Source organism: Sphingomonas beigongshangi, assembly GCF_016820445.1.
Classification (GTDB): Bacteria; Pseudomonadota; Alphaproteobacteria; order Sphingomonadales; family Sphingomonadaceae; genus Sphingomonas; species Sphingomonas beigongshangi.
Window position 1 is genome coordinate 279,363 of the sequence record NZ_JADHDT010000004.1, and the last position, 18,475, is coordinate 297,837.

An 18,475-nucleotide genomic window follows, 5' to 3' on the forward strand; every position below is an offset into this window, starting at 1 on the left:
GCCATGCGGATCGTTTTCATGGGCACGCCGGAGTTTGCGGTGCCGACGCTCGACGCGCTGGTCGCGGCTGGTCACGACGTCGTGGCGACCTACAGCCAGCCGCCGCGGCCAGGCGGACGTCGCGGCAGGGAATTGGTCCCGTCCCCCGTGCATCGGCGCGCGGAGGCGCTCGGCATCGTGGTGCGCACGCCCACGTCGCTGAAGGATGCCGATGCGCAGGCGGCCTTCGCCGCGCTCGCGCCCGATATCGCGGTCGTCGCGGCTTATGGCCTGATCCTTCCCAAGGCAGTGCTTGCGGCGCCCGTTCATGGCTGTCTGAACGTCCATGGCTCGTTGCTGCCGCGCTGGCGCGGGGCCGCGCCGGTCCAGCGCGCGATCCTCGCGGGCGATGCGGAAACGGGTGTCGGCATCATGCAGATGGAGGCCGGGCTCGACACGGGTCCCGTCCGGCTGGAGGGGCGCGTCGCGGTCGACCGAAAGACGACCGGCGAACTGACCGCGGAGCTCGCCCAACTCGGCGCGCGGCTGATGGTGACGGTGCTCGCCAACCTCGACGGCCACCCCCCGGTCGCGCAGCCCGAGGAGGGCGTCACCTATGCCGCCAAGATCGACAAAGCGGAGGCGCGGATAGATTTCACCCGAAGCGCGGTGGCGGTCGAGCGATTGGTGCGCGCGATGAACCCGGCGCCCGGTGCGTGGTTCGAGCTGCGCGGCGAACGGATCAAGGTGCTGGCGTGCGAGGCGCTACCCTTCACCTTTCCCGGCGGCGCCGGAGAGACGGTGGACGATCGGCTGACCATCGCCTGTGGCGACGGCGCCATCCGGCCGGTGCTGGTGCAGCGCGCGGGCCGGGGCGTGACGAGCGCCGAAGAGCTGCTGCGCGGATTTCCGATCGCGTCGGGCATCGCGCTTTGACGCGGTTCGCACTGACGGTGGAATTCGACGGCCGCCCCTTCATGGGCTGGCAGCGGCAGGCGCACGGGCCGAGCGTGCAGGGCGCGATCGAGGCTGCGGTACTCGCGGTGACCGGCGAGCCGGCCAACGTCCATTGCGCGGGGCGGACCGATGCGGGGGTGCACGGCCTGGCGATGCGCGCGCATGTCGACATCGACAAGGCCATCGCGCCGTTCCGCCTGATGGAAGCGCTCAACGCGCGGCTTCGCCCTGCCCCCGTCGCCATCCTCGCCTGCGACACCGTCGCGACGGATTGGCATGCGCGCTTTTCCTGTGTCGGCCGGGCCTATGCATATCGCATCGTCAACCGGCGCGCGCCGCTGACCTTCGAGCGCGGGCTCGCCTGGCAGGTGCCGCAGCCGCTCGACGAGGTGGCCATGCAGCACGCCGCGCAGCGACTGGTCGGACGTCATGACTTCACCACGTTCCGATCCGCGCATTGCCAGGCGGACAGCCCGATCCGCACGCTCGACCGGCTGGACGTGGTGCGCGCGGACGACCGCATCACCGTCCATGCGGAGGCGCGATCCTTCCTGCATCATCAGGTGCGCTCGATGGTGGGCTGCCTGGCGATGGTCGGCATGGGGCGCTGGACCCCCGACGATCTCGCCGCGGCGCTGGCGGCGCGTGATCGCGCGCGCCTGGGCCTGAACGCGCCGCCCGACGGCCTGTTCTTCGTGCGGGCCGTCTATCCTTGAGGTGGGCGGACGAACCGCGCGGCTAGCTCCACATGCGTCGACCAGCGGAACTGGCCGACGGGCTGCACCCAGTCCAGTCGCCAGCCGCCGTCGCACAGGATCTTCGCATCGCGGGCGAAGCTGCTGGGATTGCAGGAGACATAGCCGATCACCTTGGTCTGGCAGGCGGCCAGCGCCTCGACCTGCTCGCGCGCGCCGCTGCGCGGGGGATCCAGTACGATTGCGTCGAACCTGTCGAGCTCAGCGACCGTGAGCGGGCGGCGATAGAGATCGCGATGTTCGGCGAAGATCGGGCGCTGGGCGAGTGCGGCTGCCGATTTGAGCGCCATGATCGCATCGCGCGCGCCTTCGGCGGCATAGACGCGCCCGGGCATGGCAAAGGCAAACGTGCCCAGGCCGCTGAACAGATCGGCGACGGTCCGCGCGCCATCGACCGCTTCGCGCATGGCGGCGACGAGCGCCGCCTCCCCCTCCCGCGTCGCCTGCAGGAAGGACGCGGGCGGCAACGGCACAGGCACGCCACCCAGCGTGACCGTCACCGCCTGCGGCTCCCACCGCCCTTCCGGCCCCATGCCGTCGTCGAGCGCGAACCGCGCGATCCGCTGTGCCTCGCAGAAGGCGGTGATCGCCTCCGCTGCCGCAAGCCCATCCGCCGCGATGCCGCGGACGAGCACGTCGACACCTTGGTCGGCGAGCGTCAGGTGGATGTCGGCGCGACGCCGCAGGCCGAGCCGCTGCAGCAATCGCCGCAACGGTGCGACGAGCGCGAACAGTTCGGGCAGCAACACATGGCATTCGACGATATCGACGATGGCATGGCTCTTCTCGCCGGTGAAGCCGAGCTGGATGCGGCCGCCCTTCGCCTCCGCATGGAGGGTCGCGCGGCGGCGGGTGCCGGGCGGCGATACCAGCGGGGCGCGCAGCGGCGCGGCGAGCCCCTGCGCATCCAGCGCCGAGGCGATGCGATCCGTACAGAAGCCGGCGTAGCTCGCCTCGTCGAGATGTTGGAGCTGGCATCCGCCGCAGGCGGGGAAATGACGGCAGGGCGGCGTCTGATGGTGCGGGCCGGGAAGGACCAGGCCATCGCCGGTCAGCGTGTCGCCGGGCGCGGCGAAGGCGGCGTGGCGCCCGTCGGCGGTGATTCCGTCGCCGCGCGCGGCGACGCGCAGGATCGTGCTGCTGTCGGAGGTCTTGTCTGTCACGCCCCCGCTCTGGCGGGGGTGAGCGCGCTTGCCAAGTCGTCAGCGATGAAGCTTTTGCCTGCGATCTGCGCGGCGCGTGCATGCAGCCAAACGCCCGCGACCGCCGCCTCGAAGGGATCGGCGCCGGGATGGGCAAGTTGCGCGGCGATGGCGCCGGCCAGAACATCGCCCGTTCCGGCCGTCGACAGCCAGGGATTGCCGGTCTGCGTGACGATCGCGCGCCTGCCATCGGCGATCACCGTCGTCGGCCCCTTCAGCACGACGACGGCGCCTGCGCGGCGGGCGGCGGCGGCAGCACGGTCGATCGCGCTGCCTTCCCCCTCGCCGAACAGACTGGCAAATTCACCGGCATGCGGCGTCAGCACCGTTGGCGCGCGCCGGCGGCTAAGCGCCTCGGGCGTGACCAGATGGAGCGCGTCGCCGTCGACGAGCAGGGGGGTATCCGCATGCGCGAGGGCGGTTTCCACCCTGCGTCGCGCCTCGTCATCGCGGCCGAGCCCCGGTCCGATCACGCATGCACCGATGCGGCGATCGTCCAGCGCGTCGGGCGCATAGGGGCGGTGGACGATCGCGGCAGGTCCACCCTGCCCCGCGTCGCCGTAGAGCGCGACATAGCCTGCACCCGCGCGCAACGCCGCCTCGCCAGCGAGCCGCACGGCGCCCGCCATGCCGCCCGTGACGATCGCCACCATGCCGCGACTGTATTTATGCGAATGCGGTCCCGGTTCCGGCAAGCACGGGTGTCCGGCGACGTACGTGGTCGCATCATGGTCCGTCAGTCCGATGTCAATCAGGCGCACCGTGCCGCAGGCGCCGGCGCCAGGCTGAAGAACATGCGCCGGCTTCACCGCGCCTAGCGCCAGCGTCAAGTCGACCGACGCCTCTGCCAGCCAGGGCGGCAGGCGCCCGCTGTCCGCCTCGACCCCGGTCGGCACGTCGACCGCGATTATGAATCGGGCCGCCGCCCGACAGCGGGTGAGCACGCCGTCGAGCGCCGGATCGAGCGGCCGGTCGGTGCCGATGCCGAGCAGGGCGTCGACGACGACGGGCGCGGCGGGGGCATCGGCGAGCCGTTCGATCCTGCCGGACCAGGCAGCGCGCGCGCGGGCCGCGCAGGGTGTGCGAGACTCACCGACCGCCGCGATCCGCACGGCATGGCCCATGTCGGACAGCCGGCGCGCGGCGACATAGCCGTCGCCGCCGTTGTTACCGTTGCCGCACAGAACGAGGATTTCGTCGCCGCCCGCGAAGCGGCGAGCGGCCAGCGCGATCCCCTCGCCCGCCCGGTCCATCAGCGTATCGGCATCGGTGCCGGCGGCGAACAGCCGAGCCTCGGCGTCGCGCGTCGCGGCCGCGGTCAGGATCGGCCGACCGGCAACGTCGATCATCGCGCGCGCCGGACCGTCGCGGGCAGACGGTACCGGTCTCCGCCGATCGCCACCTCGATCCCGTCGCCCGCGATGGCGACGACGGCACGCTCCGCCCCGTCCGCCGCGACGACCCCGCGGCCGTCGCGGGTGACGAGCAGACGGTGAAAGCGTCCGTCGTCCGCGTGGCGCACGGTCAGCACCAGTCCGCTGCCCGTCTGCATCTGTTCCACCGTGCAGGTACGCGCCAATCCTGCATCGCCGTGCGCGCAGAGAATGCGACCGTCGTCGCTCGCGGCCTCGCGCTGCTGCGTCTCGAAGCGTGCGACCGCCTCGGTATTGGCGGTGCGGTCGGCGTGGCCGGAACAGGCGGCGACCAGCAGCAGGCCGCCACCCGCGACGAGGTCAGATATCCGCGTAGACATGGGTTTCGGCGCGCGCTCCCGGGTGGGTGACGGCGCCCTTGTAGGCCGGGCCGACATTCTGGGCATAGCGCCACAATGCACCCGAGCCGTAATCGTTCACCCGTCGCGTCCATGCCGCGCGGCGTTCGGCGAGTATCGCGTCGTCGACCAGAAGGTCGATCGTCCCGGCTTCCGCATCGATGCGGATCGCGTCCCCGTCCTCGACCAGCGCGATCGGACCGCCCTCCGCCGCCTCCGGCCCGACATGGCCGATGCAGAACCCGCGCGTGCCCCCGGAAAAGCGACCGTCGGTGATCAGCGCGACCTTCTCGCCCATGCCGAGGCCATAGAGCGCCGCCGTGGTCGACAGCATCTCGCGCATGCCGGGACCACCCTTCGGCCCTTCATACCGGATCACGATGACCTCGCCCTCGCGGATCGCGCGCGCCTCGACCGCGGCAAAGGCGTCCTCCTCGCGATCGAAGCAGCGCGCCGGCCCTTCGAACTGGAGCCGGTGCATGCCCGCGACCTTCACGATCGCGCCGTCCGGCGCGAGGCTGCCGCGCAGACCGACGACGCCGCCGGTCGGCGTGATCGGCGTCCGGACGTCGTAGATCACCTTCTGGTCCGGATTCCAGGTCACCTGGTCGATGTTCTCGCCGAGCGTCCTGCCGGTGACCGTCAGGCAGTCGCCGTCGAGCAGGCCCCCCGCCAGCATCGTCTTCATCAGCATGTAGACGCCGCCCGCCTCGTACATGTCCTTCGCGACATACCGGCCGCCGGGCTTGAGGTCGGCGATATAGGGCGTCGATCTGAAGGCCTCCGCCACGTCGAACAGGTCGAAGTCGATGCCGGCCTCGTTCGCCATTGCCGGCAGGTGGAGCGCGGCATTGGTCGATCCCCCCGTCGCGGCCACGACACGCGCCGCGTTGACGAAGGCGGCGCGGGTGCAGATGTCGCGCGGCCGTAGCTGGCGCGCGACAAGCTCCATCACCTGCGCGCCCGCCGCCACCGCGATCTGTTCGCGGCTGGTATAGGGGGCGGGCGTCATGTTGCTGTTGGGCAGGCTGAGGCCGATCGCCTCGCCGACGCAGGCCATGGTATTGGCGGTGAACTGCCCGCCGCAGGCGCCATGGCCGGGGCAGGCGACCTTTTCCAGTTCGTGCACCTCGGACAGGGGACAGCCGCCGGCGGCATATTTTCCCACCACCTCGAACACGTCGACGACGGTGACGTCGCGATCGCGGAAGCGTCCCGGCAGGATCGACCCGCCATAAACGAAGATCGAGGGGATGTTGAGGCGCAGCATCGCCATCATCATGCCGGGCAGGGACTTGTCGCAACCCGCGAAGCCGACGAGCGCGTCGTAGCAATGGCCGCGCACCGACAGTTCGACCGAATCGGCGATGACCTCGCGGCTGACGAGGCTGGCCTTCATCCCCTGGTGCCCCATGGCGATGCCGTCCGTGACGGTGATGGTGTTGAAGCGACGCGGCAAACCGCCGCCCTGCACCACCCCGGACTGCGCCGCATCCGCCTGCGCATCGAGCGTGGTGTTGCACGGCGCCGAGTTGTTGCCGGCGCTGGCCAGCGCGACGAACGGCTTGGCGATGTCCTCTTCGGGAATGCCCATCGCATAGTAATAGGACCGGTGCGGTGCGCGCTCCGGGCCGACGGACACATGGCGACTGGGCAGGCGGGACTTGTCGAACTGGGTCATGGCGCAGCCCTATGTCGCGGGACCGCCCCTCAACGCAAGCTTATTACGCGTAATAGCGTATGCGCGCCCGCCGCAGCGTGCGATCCTCGAGCGAATAATAGAGCGAGATCATGCCGTCCTCGACCACGGTCGATGCGGCGAAGGCGATATCGGTCTTGCTCCGCTCCACCGGCGGCGGCGGCAGGATCACCGGTTCGAGCCCGCGTCCGGTCACCGTCGCGAAGTCGGCCGAGAAGCTGACCCATCCGATGCGCCAGCGGGCGTCGAGGGTCGCGCCATTGTAGAACATTACCGGATCGGCGCCCGGCAGCTGACAGATCGGGCCCGTCGACAGGTGCCAGTTATCCCACGAATCCGCGCGGATCGGGAAGGGATCGGCGAGTGACACCCAGCGATCGTGAAGCTGCGCCGCGCTCGCGACGCCGACGCGCGATGCGCCTATCCCCTGCTCTTCCGCCGCGGCATATTCGTAGAACAGCCGCCAGTCCCCGGCCGGCATCTGGACGACGGTGGCTTCCTTGATGTTGCCCTCTCCGGGCGGCGCGGCGAGCACGATGCGCTGCTTCTTCAGGCTTTGCAGCGTCGGGCCGGTCGCGACGATCATCACGCCCTGCGAGCGTGCGGCATCGACGCCCGTGTAATAGACGACGTAATCGCCGTTACCGTCGATCAAGACGGTGGGGTCCTCGCACCCGCCGGCATCCGCATCCGCCGGGTCGTCCCCGGGCGCGATCGCGATCGTGTCGTCCAGCGTGAAGGCCAGCCCGTCATCGCTCCAGCCGCTGGCGATCAGGCCGGTGGGATCGTGCGGGCCGAGCGGGTCCGGCACGCCGCGCACCAGCATCCGGTAGCGCCCGCCTTCGCGCCAGACGAAGGGGCTCATCAGATCCATGCCGTCGAGCGGCGATCCGGCGGCGATCGAGACGGTGTCGAGCTGTTCTACGGCATAGGTCGGCATCGTGTCGCGCTCAGGCTCCCTGTGCGATCACCAGCGACAGCGCGCCGTCGATCGTGACGGTGGTGCCGGTGATATAGTCCGCCGCAGGCGACAGGAGGAATGCGACCAGCGTCGCGACCTCGTCCGCCGTCCCCGCACGCCCCCAGGGTATGTTCGCCTCCAGCTTGTGCCGATAGTCCTGGTCCTCGACCGCGTGCTGGTTCATCGGCGTGAGGATCATGCCCGGCGCCACGCCGTTGACCGCAATGCGCTGTGGCGCGAGCTCCAGCGCGAGCGTCGCGGTCAGCTGCGCGAGGCCGCCCTTCGCCGAATCGTAATCGACCCCGCCAGGCCGTGGCGCGCGCTCGTGGATCGACGAGATGTTGACGATCCGCCCGCCGGTCTTCGACGGCGTCAGCGCGCGGACGAAGCGACGACAGGTGAGGAACGGGCCGACGAGATCGGCGTGCAGCACGCGGTCGAACTGCGCGAGCTCCATGTCGACCAGCTTGACGCCGCTCATGTTGAGACCGGCGGAATTGACCAGCCAGGTGACCGGGCCGAACGCCCGCTCCGCGGCGGCGAACAGCGCCTCTACCTGCGCCTCGTCGCCGACGTCGCATTGCACGGCCAGCGCCTTGCCGTCGCCACCCGCCGCGGATGCGACCTTGGCCGCGGCATCGGCGTCCTTGAAATAGGTGAAGGCGACGCGCGCGCCGGCAGCCGCCAGCGCGTGGACGCAGGCGGCACCGATGCCCGATTCGCCGCCGGTGACGATGGCGACGGGCTGTGGCTTGGATGGCTCGGTCATGTCGGCCGAGCGAACAAGGTCCCCTGCCGGTTCCGTGACATTCACGTCACGAGCCGGCGAAGGCGATCAAAGCGCTTCGAGGGCCTTGGCGACACCGTCCATGGTGAACGGCTTCTGCAGCACGGGCCGATCGCGGAACTGGGCGTCGACGCTGTCGTCGCCACCGCCGGTCGCGAAGACAAAGGGAATGTTCTGCGCCGCCAACGCCTCCGCGACGGGCGTGCTCTTCTCGCCGCCCCGCAGATTGACGTCGAGGATCGCCGCGTCGATGCCGCCGCTCGCCACGCGGTCGAGCGCGCCCGCGACCGTGTCGACGGTGCCGACGTGTTGCTTGTCGAGCACCTCGAGGAAATCCTCGAGCATCATGGCGATCAGCGGTTCGTCCTCGACGATGAGGATCTGTGTCGGCGATGGCATCTGCCGGCCTTACCGTCGCCGACCACGCATTGCCACCATCTTGTTGCGCAGCCGGTTCAACGCGCCGCGAGCACGTCCCGCGCGGCTTCGGCCAGCTGCTGCACCGAAAAGGGCTTGGGCAGGAAGGCGACCGCATCGATGTCGATCGACTTGCGCAATTGCTCCTCCGCATAGCCCGACATGAAGATGACCGGCAGGTCGGGATAGCGATCGCGCGCATGCCGGACCATCGTCGGCCCGTCCATGCTGGGCATGACCACGTCGCTGATCAGCAGGTCGGGTCGCCCGTTCCGGTCGAGGAGGTCGAGCGCGGCCTCGCCGTTCTCCGCGGTCATGACCGTATAGCCCTGCCGCGTGAGCGCGCGCTCGGCGACGGCCCGGACCATGTCCTCGTCCTCGACCAGCAGGATCGTGCCCGTACCCCACATCTCGACCGGCTTGGCCGCGGGCTTCGGCGGTTGCGGCCTCGCCACCGTCCCGGCCGCATGGACCGGCAGGTAGATGGAGAAGGTCGCGCCCTGGCCGGGTTTCGAATCCGCGAAGATCCAGCCGCCCGACTGCTTGACGATGCCGTAGACGGTGGAGAGGCCGAGGCCGGTGCCCTTGCCCACCTCCTTGGTGGTGAAGAAGGGCTCGAAGATCTTCGGCAGGACGTCCGGCGAGATGCCGGTACCGGTGTCGCTGACGACGAGCGCGGTATAGTCCGCCACGGGCAGGATGTCGGACGCCATCGCCCGCACCTCGGCGGCGGTCACCGCCTTGGTCTGGATGGTCAGCGTCCCCCCGCCACGCGGGTTCGCCGCGAGCATGGCGTCGCGCGCGTTGACCGCGAGATTGACGACGACCTGCTCGAGCTGTCCGGGATCGGCGCGAACCGCGCCAAGGCCACGGCCATGGCTGACGTCGAGCCGGATCTGCTCGCCCATCAGCCGCTTGAGCAGGTTCGATACCTCGGCCACCACGTCGGGGAGTTGCAGGACCTGCGGCCGCAGCGTCTGCTGACGGCTGAAGGCGAGCAGCTGCCGGGTCAGGCTGGCCGCGCGGTTCGAGTTGGTGCGTATCTGCTGAATGTCGTCGTAATCGCTGTCGCCTGGCGAGTGGCGCATCATCATCAGATCGCAATGGCCGATGATCGCGGTCAGGATATTGTTGAAATCGTGCGCGACGCCGCCGGCGAGCTGGCCGACGGCCTGCATCTTCGTGGCCTGCGCGACCTCGCGCTTCAGCCGGCTTTCCTCGCTATTGTCCTTCAGGCTGAGCAGGACCGCCGCATCGCCGAGGCCGCGCGCGCCTGCGATGGTCAGCGCGACGGGTTCCTCCGGATGGTCCTTGAGGCGCACCGCCATGTCGGACGAATGCGTCGCACCCCCCGCGAAGCGGCGGATCGCATCGGCGACCGCCGCCTTGTCCTCGCGCACCACCAGATCGCCGGGGTAGAGCGGCGCCGCCTTGGGATCGACCTGCGCGGCGCGCAGGAAGGCGTCGTTCATCTGGAGGAACCGCCCCTCGCGATCGACGAGCGCCATGCCGAACGGCATCAGGCTGACGAGACTCCGGACGTGCGCCGACGCGCTGGCGCCGATCGCGGGCGCGGTATCCTCGTCGTCGAGCAGGGCGACCAGAACCGGGGCGTCCTGGCCATCCAGAAACGGTATCTGGAGCACGCGCAGCGGCGTGCCGTCGAGACCCTCGCGCTCGAAGCGCACGAGGCCGCGACTGTCGGTGATCAGCAGGCGCCCGAAATCGCGCCCGATCAGCGTGCCGGGCTCGCCCAGTGCGCGCAACGCGAGGACGCGATTGGCGGCGCGCACGCGGCCGTCCGGCCCGAGCAGCGCGGCCATGACGCCCGCCCCCCCCAGCCGATCGCCGGTCGGTCCGCCGATCAGCTGCTCCGCCGAGGCGGCGAGGTCACGTTCCTTGACCACGGTAAACCGCCACACCAGCATGTCGCCGTCCTCGCCGGCGCGCATGACCCTGGCGACCAGCTGGCGCTCGTCCGTCCGCAGGCCGGAGGTCTCGCCCTGCCCCTCGCGCCAGGCGGTGCGACCGGCATCGCCCAGCCGCGCCACGTCTTCGTCGCCCAGCGGCAGTCCCGGCGGGGTCGGAAAGCCCGCGAACAGCTGTTCATAGGCATCGTTGGCGCAGACCAGCCTGCCGGCGCGATCGGTGATCGCCACCGCATCCGCGCTCGCCTGCGCAACTGCCCGGGTAAAGTCCCAGTCGACGCTGCGCACCGGCGCGACGGGCCGCGGAACCAGCAGCCGCAACGCGATCGCGACGCCCGTGACGACCAGCGCCGCGGCGAAGAAACCGGCGGCAAGGACCGCGTTGCCGACGAGCGCGAAGACGACGAACGTCGCCGCCACCGCCGCTCCGCCCGCGACGGCAAGCGCGATACGGGTCGATGAGGAACCGGCGGAAAGCGGAAGCGAAGCCATCCCCGCGTTCTTCGGGTGGATCATGGCGATCCGTCAAGCGATTGCAGGCGATCACGATCCGGACGCGCACATGGCGGACACGTCCGGATCGCTCGTCGCGACATGCTTACCAGATCCGAACGCGCTTCTCCGGCGGCAGGACCAGCTTGCCGGTCGGGGCAGGATTGAACGCCCCGTACCAGGGATCGAGATTGCGCACGACCCAGGCGCGCTGCTGCGACGGCGCATGCGGATCGGTCAGCAGCCGCTGCTTCAGATTGGCCTCGCGATAGTTGCGGCGCCACACCTGCGCCCAACCCAGGTAGAAGCGCTGATCCGCCGTATAGCCGTCGATCACCGGCGCGGCCTTGCCGCCCAGCGATGCCTTGTACGCATCATAGGCGACCGAGAGGCCGGCGAGATCGGCGGTATTCTCGCCCAGCGTCAGCGCGCCCTTCACATGCATGCCCGGCAGCGGCTCATAGGCGTCATATTGATCGACGAGCTGCTGGGTCAGCGCCTTGAAGCGCGTGACGTCCTCCGGCATCCACCAGTCGGTCAGCTGGCCGTGCGCATCGTATTTCGAACCCTGGTCGTCGAAATGATGGCTCAGCTCGTGGCCGATGACCGCACCGATGCCGCCATAGTTGACCGCGGGATCCGCCTTCGGGTCGAAGAACGGCGGCTGCAGGATGGCGGCCGGGAAGACGATCTCCACCATGCCGAAATTGGCATAGGCGTTGACCGTCATCGGCGTCATGCCCCATTCCCACCGCTGCAGCGGCTTGCCGAGATGCTGCACGTTATAGTCGTGTGCCCATTGCCGCGCGCGTTGCGCGTTGCCGAAGGCGTCGCCGGGCACGATCTTCAGCGCGGCATAATCGCGCCACCGGTCGGGATAGCCGATCTTCGGCGTGAAGGCGGCGAGCTTGGCATGCGCCTTGACCTTGGTCTCCGGCGCCATCCACTGCAGCGCGTCGATCCGCTTGCCCATCGCGGCGATGACGTTGCGGACCAGCTGGTCGGCCGCCGCCTTGGTCTCCGGCGGGAAATAGCGCTGGACGTAAAGCTTGCTGACGTCGTCGGACAGCGCGCCGCTGGTGAAGCCGACCGCGCGCTTCCAGCGATTCTCCTGCTGCGGCGTCCCCGACAAGGTCGTGCCGTAGAAGGCGAACTGTTCCTGATCGAAGGCGCTCGGCAGCACGCTGGCATAGCCGTCGAGCGTGCGGAGCAGCAGCTGGTCCTGCAACACCGCGATCGGCGCCGCGCCGACGAGCCGCGCGATCCCCTGGATCGCGCTCGGCTGCGAGACGATCAACGTATCGACGGGCGTGCCGATGCCCTTCAGATAGGTGACGAAATCGAAGCCGGGCGCGGACTGCGCCAGCTGCGCGACCGTCATCTTGTTATAGGTCTTGGTGGCATCGCGGCTGTCGATCCGCGTCCAACTGACCTGCGCGATCTGCGTCTCGAAATCGACCAGCGCCTTGGCGCGCGCCGCGGCATTCGGCTCGCCCGCAAGCGTGAACATCTTGGCGATATGCGCCTCGTACGCCGCCTTCTCCTTCGCGTTCTTGGCGTCGAGATAATAGTCGCGGTCCGGCATGCCGAGGCCCGACTGGCGCATCTCGACGACATAGGTCTCCGGCGCCTTGTCGTCCTGGCCGACGCCGGCGCCGAACGGCACGCCGATGCCGTTGCGATCCGCCTCGGCCAACAGGGCCGCATAGTTCGACCTGGTCGCCGCCTTGATCTTCGTGAGCCACGGCTGGACCGGCGCGAGCCCCTTCCTGTCGATCGTCGCGGTGTCCAGATAGGTCGCATAGGCGGTGCCGATCTTGGACCCGCGCTGCTTCGCCGCCGCCTCGAGGATCGTGCGCGTCCGATCGCGCGACAGGTCGGCGAGCGTGTCGAACGCGCCGAAACTCGCCTTGTCCGCGGGGATCGCCGTGGTCCTGGTCCAGCTGCCGTTGGCGAAGGCGTAGAAGTCGTCGCCCGGCCCGACCGACTTGTCCATGCCCTGTTCGTCGAAGCCGAAGCGGCCGATCTGCGGCGCGTTGGCGGGCGCGGTCTGCGCCATGCCGATAGTCGCGCCGACGCCGGCGATCGCCGACCCTGCGAGCAGGCCGGCGAGGACGATCATTCTCATATTCTCTCCCAAACACTGTGGTCTTGTTGACCCATCGTGTTGGCCGATAACGGAAAAGCAGAGAGTTACCAAATCCTGATGCGTTGATCCGGCGCCAGATAATATCGTTGCCCCGGCCGTGCCCCAAAGGCGGCATACCAAGCGTCAATATTGCGAGTCGTTAGCGCCCTTTGATGGTCGGGCGCGTGGAAGTCGATCTTCACCTGCTGCCGCAAGGCCGATTCGCGGATCTTGGTGCGCCACACCTGTGCAAAGCCCAGGAAGAAGCGCTGGTCGCCGGTCAGACCGTCGATGATCGGTGCCGGCTTCCCCGCGAGCGTAGCATGATAGGCGTCATAGGCGATCGTGATGCCGGCGAGGTCGGCGATATTCTCTCCCAGCGTCAGGTCGCCCTGGACGTGCACGCCCGGCAGGACTTCGTAGCCGTTCGCCTGCGCGACCAGGCGGTCGGTCAGCATCTTGAACCGCTTGACGTCCTCGGCCGTCCACCAGTCGACCAGCGCGCCGTTCTTGTCGTACTTGCGCCCCTGGTCGTCGAAATGGTGGCTGATCTCATGGCCGATGATCGCGCCGATCCCGCCATAATTAATTGCCGGATCGGCATGCGGGTCGAAGAACGGCGGTTGCAGCACCGCGGCCGGGAACACCACCTCGTTGAGCGACGGATTGGCATAGGCGTTGATTTCCATCGGCGTCATGAACCATTCCGCACGATCGATGGGCTGGCCCAGATGGTTGAGCTGCCGCTGGTGCTCGAAGCGGCTCGCGCGCATCACGTTGCCGACCAGATCGTCCCGTCGGATGAAGAGCGCGGAATAGTCGCGCCAGCGGTCCGGATAGCCGATCTTGGGCGTGAAGCTCGCGAGCTTGGCCACCGCCTTGGCCCGCGTCGCGGGCGCCATCCAGTCGAGCCGCCGCAGGCGCCCGTCCATCGCCGCGATGAGGTTGCGGACCAAAGTATCGGCCGCCGCCTTGGTCGCAGGCGGGAAATGGCGGGCGACATAATCCTTGCCCACGGCCTCGCCCATGAAGGTTTCCACGGTCTGCACGCCGCGTTTCCACCGGGGCTGATCCTCGGGGACGCCGTTCAACGCCTTGCCGCGATAGGCGAACCGCGCGGCGACAAAGTCCTGCGACAGATAGGGCGCATACCCATCCAGCAGGCGCAGCGCCGCATGGTCCTTGAGCGTCGCCAGCGGCGTGGCCGCGTACAGCCGCGCCTCTCCCGCAAAGGCGGTGGGCTGGCAGGCCAACAGGGCGGCGGACGCCTCCGCGCCCACAGCACGGAAATACGCGACCCATGGATAGCCCGGCGCCTTGGCCGCGAAATCGGCGGGCGTCCATTTGTTGTAGGCCTTGTCGACGTCGCGGGTATCGGCCCGCGTCCAGTGGGCAGCGGCGAGCTGCCGCTCGAAATCGAAGACCGCCTTTGCGCGCGCCGGAGCGTCCGCCGCGGACACGCGGCCCGACAAGGTCAGAAGCTGCGTCAGGTAGGTCAGGTACGCAGCCCGGTTGGCGGCGGTCGCCGCATCGTCCTTCAGATAATAGTCGCGATCCGGAAGGCCGAGGCCACCCTGCCAAAGCTGCGGGATATACTGGTCGGGCGCCTTGTCGTCGGGCCCGATGCGAAAGCGGAAGAAAGCGGAAACGCCCATCCGCTCCATCGTGCCATGTTCCGCCGCCAGCGCCTCGCGCGATGCGGCGGCATCGATCGCCGCCAGCGCGGGATGAAGCGGCGCGACGCCCTTCGCATCCGCGGCCGCCTGATCGACAAAGCTGGCGTAAAAATCGCCCGGCTTGCTTCCGGGCGTGCCGGCGTCTTCCTCCAGGATGGCGCGGGTATCGCGCAACGCCTTCTCGTCGAGCTCGTCCCAGACGCCGTAATAGGCGCGGTCCGCGGGGATCGCGAGCTGGCGCTCCCAGGCGCCGCTGGCGAACAGAAAGAAATCGTCGCCCGGCTGCACGGAGCGGTCCATGCCCGCGGTGTCGAACCCGAAGCTGCCGATCGCGGGTCGGACACTATCGCCCGCCAGTGCGCCGGTCGCGCAGGCCCCACTCAGCAGCGCGGCGGCGATCCATCCCCTCATGCTCTTTCCCCCCGAAAAGACATCCGCCCGCCGAATCGATCGGCGGGCGGCGGGAGGCTATCAAATCCGGTAACGCTTACCAGATGTGAATACGGTCGTTGGGCGCCAGATAATAGGTCTGGCCCTGCTTCACGTCGAAGGCCGGATACCAGGCGTCGAGGTTGCGCACGACATAGGCACGCCACTGGCCCGGCGTGTGCGGGTCGGTGGTCAGCTGGTTCTTGATCGAGGCCTCGCGTGCCTTGGTCTGCCAGACCTGGCCGAAGCCCATGAAGAAGCGCTGGTCGCCGGTATAGCCGCCGACTACCGGCGCGGGCTTGCCCTTCAGCGACAGCTTGTACGCGTCATAGGCGACGTTGATGCCGGCAAGGTCGGCCATGTTCTCGCCCAGCGTCAACTTGCCGTTGACGTGCGTGCCCGGGATCGGCTCGTAAGCGCCATATTGCGCCACCACCTTGTCGGTCAGCGCGTTGAAACGCTCGACATCCTGCGGGGTCCACCAGTCGGAGAAATTGCCCTTCGGGTCGAACTTGCGCCCCTGGTCGTCGAAGTGGTGGCTGAGCTCGTGTCCGATGACCGCGCCGATGCCGCCATAGTTCACCGCCGGATCGGCGTTCGGATCGAAGAACGGCGGCTGCAGGATCGCGGCCGGGAACACCACCTCGTTCATCAGCGGATTGGCATAGGCATTCACCGTCTGCGGCGTCATGAACCATTCGCTGCGGTCGACGGGCTTGCCGATCTTGTTGCGCTGGCGGTTGTATTCGAACTCCGCCACGCGCTGCGCATTGCCGAGCACGTCGCCCTTGACCACCTGCAGCGACGAATAGTCGCGCCACTTGTCCGGATAGCCGATCTTGGGCGTGAAGGCGGCGAGCTTGGCCCGCGCCTTGACCTTCGTCTCGGGGGCCATCCAGGTCAGGTTCTGGAGGCGGATATCCATCGCGGCGATCAGGTTGCGGACGAGCTCGTCCGCCTTGGCCTTCGCCTCGGGCGGGAAATACTTCTGCACATAGACCTGGCCGACCGCCTCGCCGAGGCTGCCGTTGACGAGGCCGACGCCGCGCTTCCAGCGATCCTTGAGCTGCGGCGTGCCGTTCAGCGTCGTGCCGTAGAAGGTGAACTGCGTATTCACGAAGGGCGACGACAGCAGCGGCGCGGCGTTCGAGATGGTGTGGAACGCCAGATATTCCTTCCACACCGGCAGCGGCGTCGCGGCGATGATCTTGGCGGTGCCGGTCAGCGCCGAAGGCTGGCCGACGATGACGCGGGTCTGGCTTCCCAGGCCCTGCGCGGCGAGCATGCCCTGCCAGTCGAAGCCCGGCATCGCCGTCGCGAGCTGCGCGACCGGCATCGGGTTGTAGCCCTTTTCGACCTGGCGCAGGTCGGCGCGATCCCAATGGACCTGCGCGATCTGCTTTTCGAGATCATAGATGCGCTGCGCCGCGCCCTGCGGGTCGGGCTGGCCGGCGAGGCGCATCATGTCGGCGATATAGGTGACGTACTTGGTGCGCGCCTCGGCGAACTTGGGGTCGTCCTTGAGGTAATAATCCTTGTCCGGCAGGCCGAGGCCGCCCTGGCCGAGGTAGACGGCGTAGACGGTGTTGTCCTTGAGGTCCTGCTCGATCCCCGCGCCGACCGGCACGTCGATGCCGTGGATCGTCGCATCGGCGAACGCCTTGGCCAGATCGCCCTGCGTGCGGATGGCGGCGATCTTCGCCAGATAGGGCTTGAGCGGCGCGGCGCCCGCCTTCTCGATCGCGGCCTGGTCCATGAAGGTCGCGTAGGTGACGCCGATCTTGTCCTTGACGCTCATCGGCCCGCTGGCGACCGGCGATGCGGCAGCCTCCTCGATCACGGCGCGGGTGCGCTTCTCCGACAGGTCGGCGAGGATGGCGAAACCGCCCCAGCTCGCGCGATCCGCGGGGATTTCGGTTCGCTTCATCCACGCGCCGTTGACGTAGTTGTAGAAGTCGTTGCCGGGCAGCACCGACTTGTCCATCGCGGTCAGGTCGACGCCGAAATCGCCAAGCTTGGGCTTGCCCGGGGCGGTCGTGCCCATGTCCGAGGTTCCGGTCTGAGCATAGACCGCGCCGGTGGCGGCGGAGGCGAGCAGAAGGGCGGCGAGAACCGTTTTGCGCATCGTAGGTCCTTGGAAAAGAAACGCAGGATGACGCGTGTTGTACCCGGTTAAGACGCCTCGTCAACGTCCAGTTTTTTCGTGTCGAAACCGCCACTTGCGCGCAATCCACAGCCGCCAGCCGAGCGCGGAGGCGCCATAGCCGGCGACCGCGCAGAGACTCGTCAGCACGATCAGCCCCAATGCGAACGAGGGCCCCTGCGCCCACAGCCACTGGAACGCGCCGGTCACCCGGTGCAGCCATCCGGTCGCTGCCTCGGTGGCAGGCTGGACGATCGTCGCCGCCTCGCTGTGCAGGAGCCAGGCGCCGATCCGGTAGGCGACGTACCACAGGAACGGCGTCGTCAGCGGGTTGGTGATGAAGGTCGTGAGGGCGGCGACGGGGACGTTCGCGCGGAACGGCAGCGCGAACACTGCGGCGATCGCGATCTGCGCGACCGGAAAGAGGAAACCCGCAACCACGCCCAGTGCGACGCCGCGCGGCACCGATCGGCGGGTGAACCGCCACAGACCAGGCTCCAGCACCCGGTGCGCGACCGGGCGCAGCAGCCGGTTGGCTTCCATCGACTCGCGTGTGGGCAGGTTGCGATGCCCCCAGGCGACGAGGCGCTGCCAAGGGGACGGCATGGACGCGCCGTCAGCCGCGATCGCGCAGGATGCGCGCGGCGTCGCGCTTCCAGTCGCGTTCCTTGATCGCCTCGCGCTTGTCGTGCGTCTTGCGCCCCTTGGCGAGCGCGAGCTCCACCTTCGCCCGCCCGCGGCTGTTGAAATAGACGGACAACGGCACGAGCGTCATGCCCTCACGCGCCACCGCGCCATGGAGCTTGTTGATCTCGCGTTCGTGCAGCAGCAGCTTGCGCGGCCGCTTCGCCTCGTGGTTGAAGCGATTGCCGTGGCTGAATTCCGGCACGTTGGCGTTAACCAGCCATACCTGCCCGTCGCGGACCTCCGCATAGCTTTCCGCGATCGACCCTTCGCCGAAGCGGAGCGACTTCACCTCGGTGCCCGTCAGGGCGATCCCCGCCTCGTAGACGGTGTCGATGCTATACTCGAATCGCGCCTTCCGGTTTTCGGCGACGATCTTCTTCTTGTCGAAGGTTGCGGGCTTGGGACGTGGCATGGACGGCCGGATGTAGGGATGTCCGCGCTCCAGGGGAAGCGCGCAACGCCCC

At 68.6% G+C, this 18,475-nt stretch carries 15 protein-coding genes; 2 read left to right on the forward strand and 13 right to left on the reverse strand.

The genetic code is table 11. The annotated features are described in order from the left end of the window. The first annotated feature begins 3 nt into the window (after positions 1-3). Both fmt and truA read left to right on the forward strand, forming a co-directional pair. A complete protein-coding gene (fmt, locus tag IQ292_RS09105) occupies positions 4-915 on the forward strand; it encodes a methionyl-tRNA formyltransferase (RefSeq protein ID WP_203309996.1) in 912 nt (303 codons plus the stop codon). Further along, the gene (truA, locus tag IQ292_RS09110) at positions 912-1,652 is read left to right on the forward strand and encodes a tRNA pseudouridine(38-40) synthase TruA (RefSeq protein WP_203309997.1); all 741 of its coding nucleotides are present in this window, start codon (positions 912-914) and stop codon (positions 1,650-1,652) included. Before fmt ends, truA begins: the two co-directional genes overlap by 4 nt. Here truA and IQ292_RS09115 read toward each other — a convergent pair. The 13 genes from IQ292_RS09115 to smpB all read right to left on the reverse strand — a co-directional run bounded on the left by IQ292_RS09115 (position 1,643) and on the right by smpB (position 18,423). Then, positions 1,643-2,854, reverse strand: coding sequence for a class I SAM-dependent RNA methyltransferase (locus IQ292_RS09115; RefSeq protein WP_203309998.1), 1,212 nt, complete (start codon positions 2,852-2,854; stop codon positions 1,643-1,645). The two genes, truA and IQ292_RS09115, sit on opposite strands and share 10 nt — an antisense overlap. Beyond that, positions 2,851-4,242, reverse strand: coding sequence for an NAD(P)H-hydrate dehydratase (locus tag IQ292_RS09120; RefSeq protein ID WP_203309999.1), 1,392 nt, complete (start codon positions 4,240-4,242; stop codon positions 2,851-2,853). Before IQ292_RS09120 ends, IQ292_RS09115 begins: the two co-directional genes overlap by 4 nt. Further along, a complete protein-coding gene (locus IQ292_RS09125; RefSeq protein ID WP_238940939.1) occupies positions 4,239-4,646 on the reverse strand; it encodes a hypothetical protein in 408 nt (135 codons plus the stop codon). Before IQ292_RS09125 ends, IQ292_RS09120 begins: the two co-directional genes overlap by 4 nt. After that, the gene (gene ilvD, locus IQ292_RS09130; RefSeq protein WP_203310000.1) at positions 4,627-6,345 is read right to left on the reverse strand and encodes a dihydroxy-acid dehydratase; all 1,719 of its coding nucleotides are present in this window, start codon (positions 6,343-6,345) and stop codon (positions 4,627-4,629) included. Before ilvD ends, IQ292_RS09125 begins: the two co-directional genes overlap by 20 nt. Before the next feature lie 43 nt (positions 6,346-6,388). Continuing rightward, a complete protein-coding gene (locus IQ292_RS09135) occupies positions 6,389-7,303 on the reverse strand; it encodes a glycoside hydrolase family protein (RefSeq protein ID WP_203310001.1) in 915 nt (304 codons plus the stop codon). 10 nt (positions 7,304-7,313) lie between these two features. Beyond that, positions 7,314-8,093: an SDR family NAD(P)-dependent oxidoreductase gene (locus IQ292_RS09140; protein ID WP_203310002.1), complete on the reverse strand. Its 780-nt coding sequence runs from the start codon at positions 8,091-8,093 to the stop codon at positions 7,314-7,316. 66 nt (positions 8,094-8,159) lie between these two features. Beyond that, the gene (locus IQ292_RS09145) at positions 8,160-8,510 is read right to left on the reverse strand and encodes a response regulator (RefSeq protein WP_203310003.1); all 351 of its coding nucleotides are present in this window, start codon (positions 8,508-8,510) and stop codon (positions 8,160-8,162) included. Between the two features lie 56 nt (positions 8,511-8,566). After that, the gene (locus IQ292_RS09150) at positions 8,567-10,948 is read right to left on the reverse strand and encodes a hybrid sensor histidine kinase/response regulator (RefSeq protein WP_203310004.1); all 2,382 of its coding nucleotides are present in this window, start codon (positions 10,946-10,948) and stop codon (positions 8,567-8,569) included. Between the two features lie 106 nt (positions 10,949-11,054). Then, positions 11,055-13,076, reverse strand: coding sequence for a M13 family metallopeptidase (locus tag IQ292_RS09155; protein WP_203310005.1), 2,022 nt, complete (start codon positions 13,074-13,076; stop codon positions 11,055-11,057). Between the two features lie 65 nt (positions 13,077-13,141). After that, the gene (locus IQ292_RS09160) at positions 13,142-15,163 is read right to left on the reverse strand and encodes a M13 family metallopeptidase (RefSeq protein WP_203310006.1); all 2,022 of its coding nucleotides are present in this window, start codon (positions 15,161-15,163) and stop codon (positions 13,142-13,144) included. A 76-nt stretch (positions 15,164-15,239) separates the two neighbouring features. Next, entirely contained in the window at positions 15,240-17,306 is a 2,067-nt protein-coding gene (locus IQ292_RS09165; RefSeq protein WP_203310007.1) for a M13 family metallopeptidase, read from the reverse strand. Between the two features lie 60 nt (positions 17,307-17,366). Next, positions 17,367-17,930 carry a DUF2062 domain-containing protein gene (locus IQ292_RS09170; protein WP_203310008.1) on the reverse strand — a complete coding sequence of 188 codons (564 nt, stop codon included), beginning with the start codon at positions 17,928-17,930 and terminating at the stop codon, positions 17,367-17,369. 10 nt (positions 17,931-17,940) lie between these two features. After that, a complete protein-coding gene (smpB, locus tag IQ292_RS09175) occupies positions 17,941-18,423 on the reverse strand; it encodes an SsrA-binding protein SmpB (RefSeq protein WP_115380282.1) in 483 nt (160 codons plus the stop codon). Positions 18,424-18,475 lie beyond the last annotated feature (52 nt).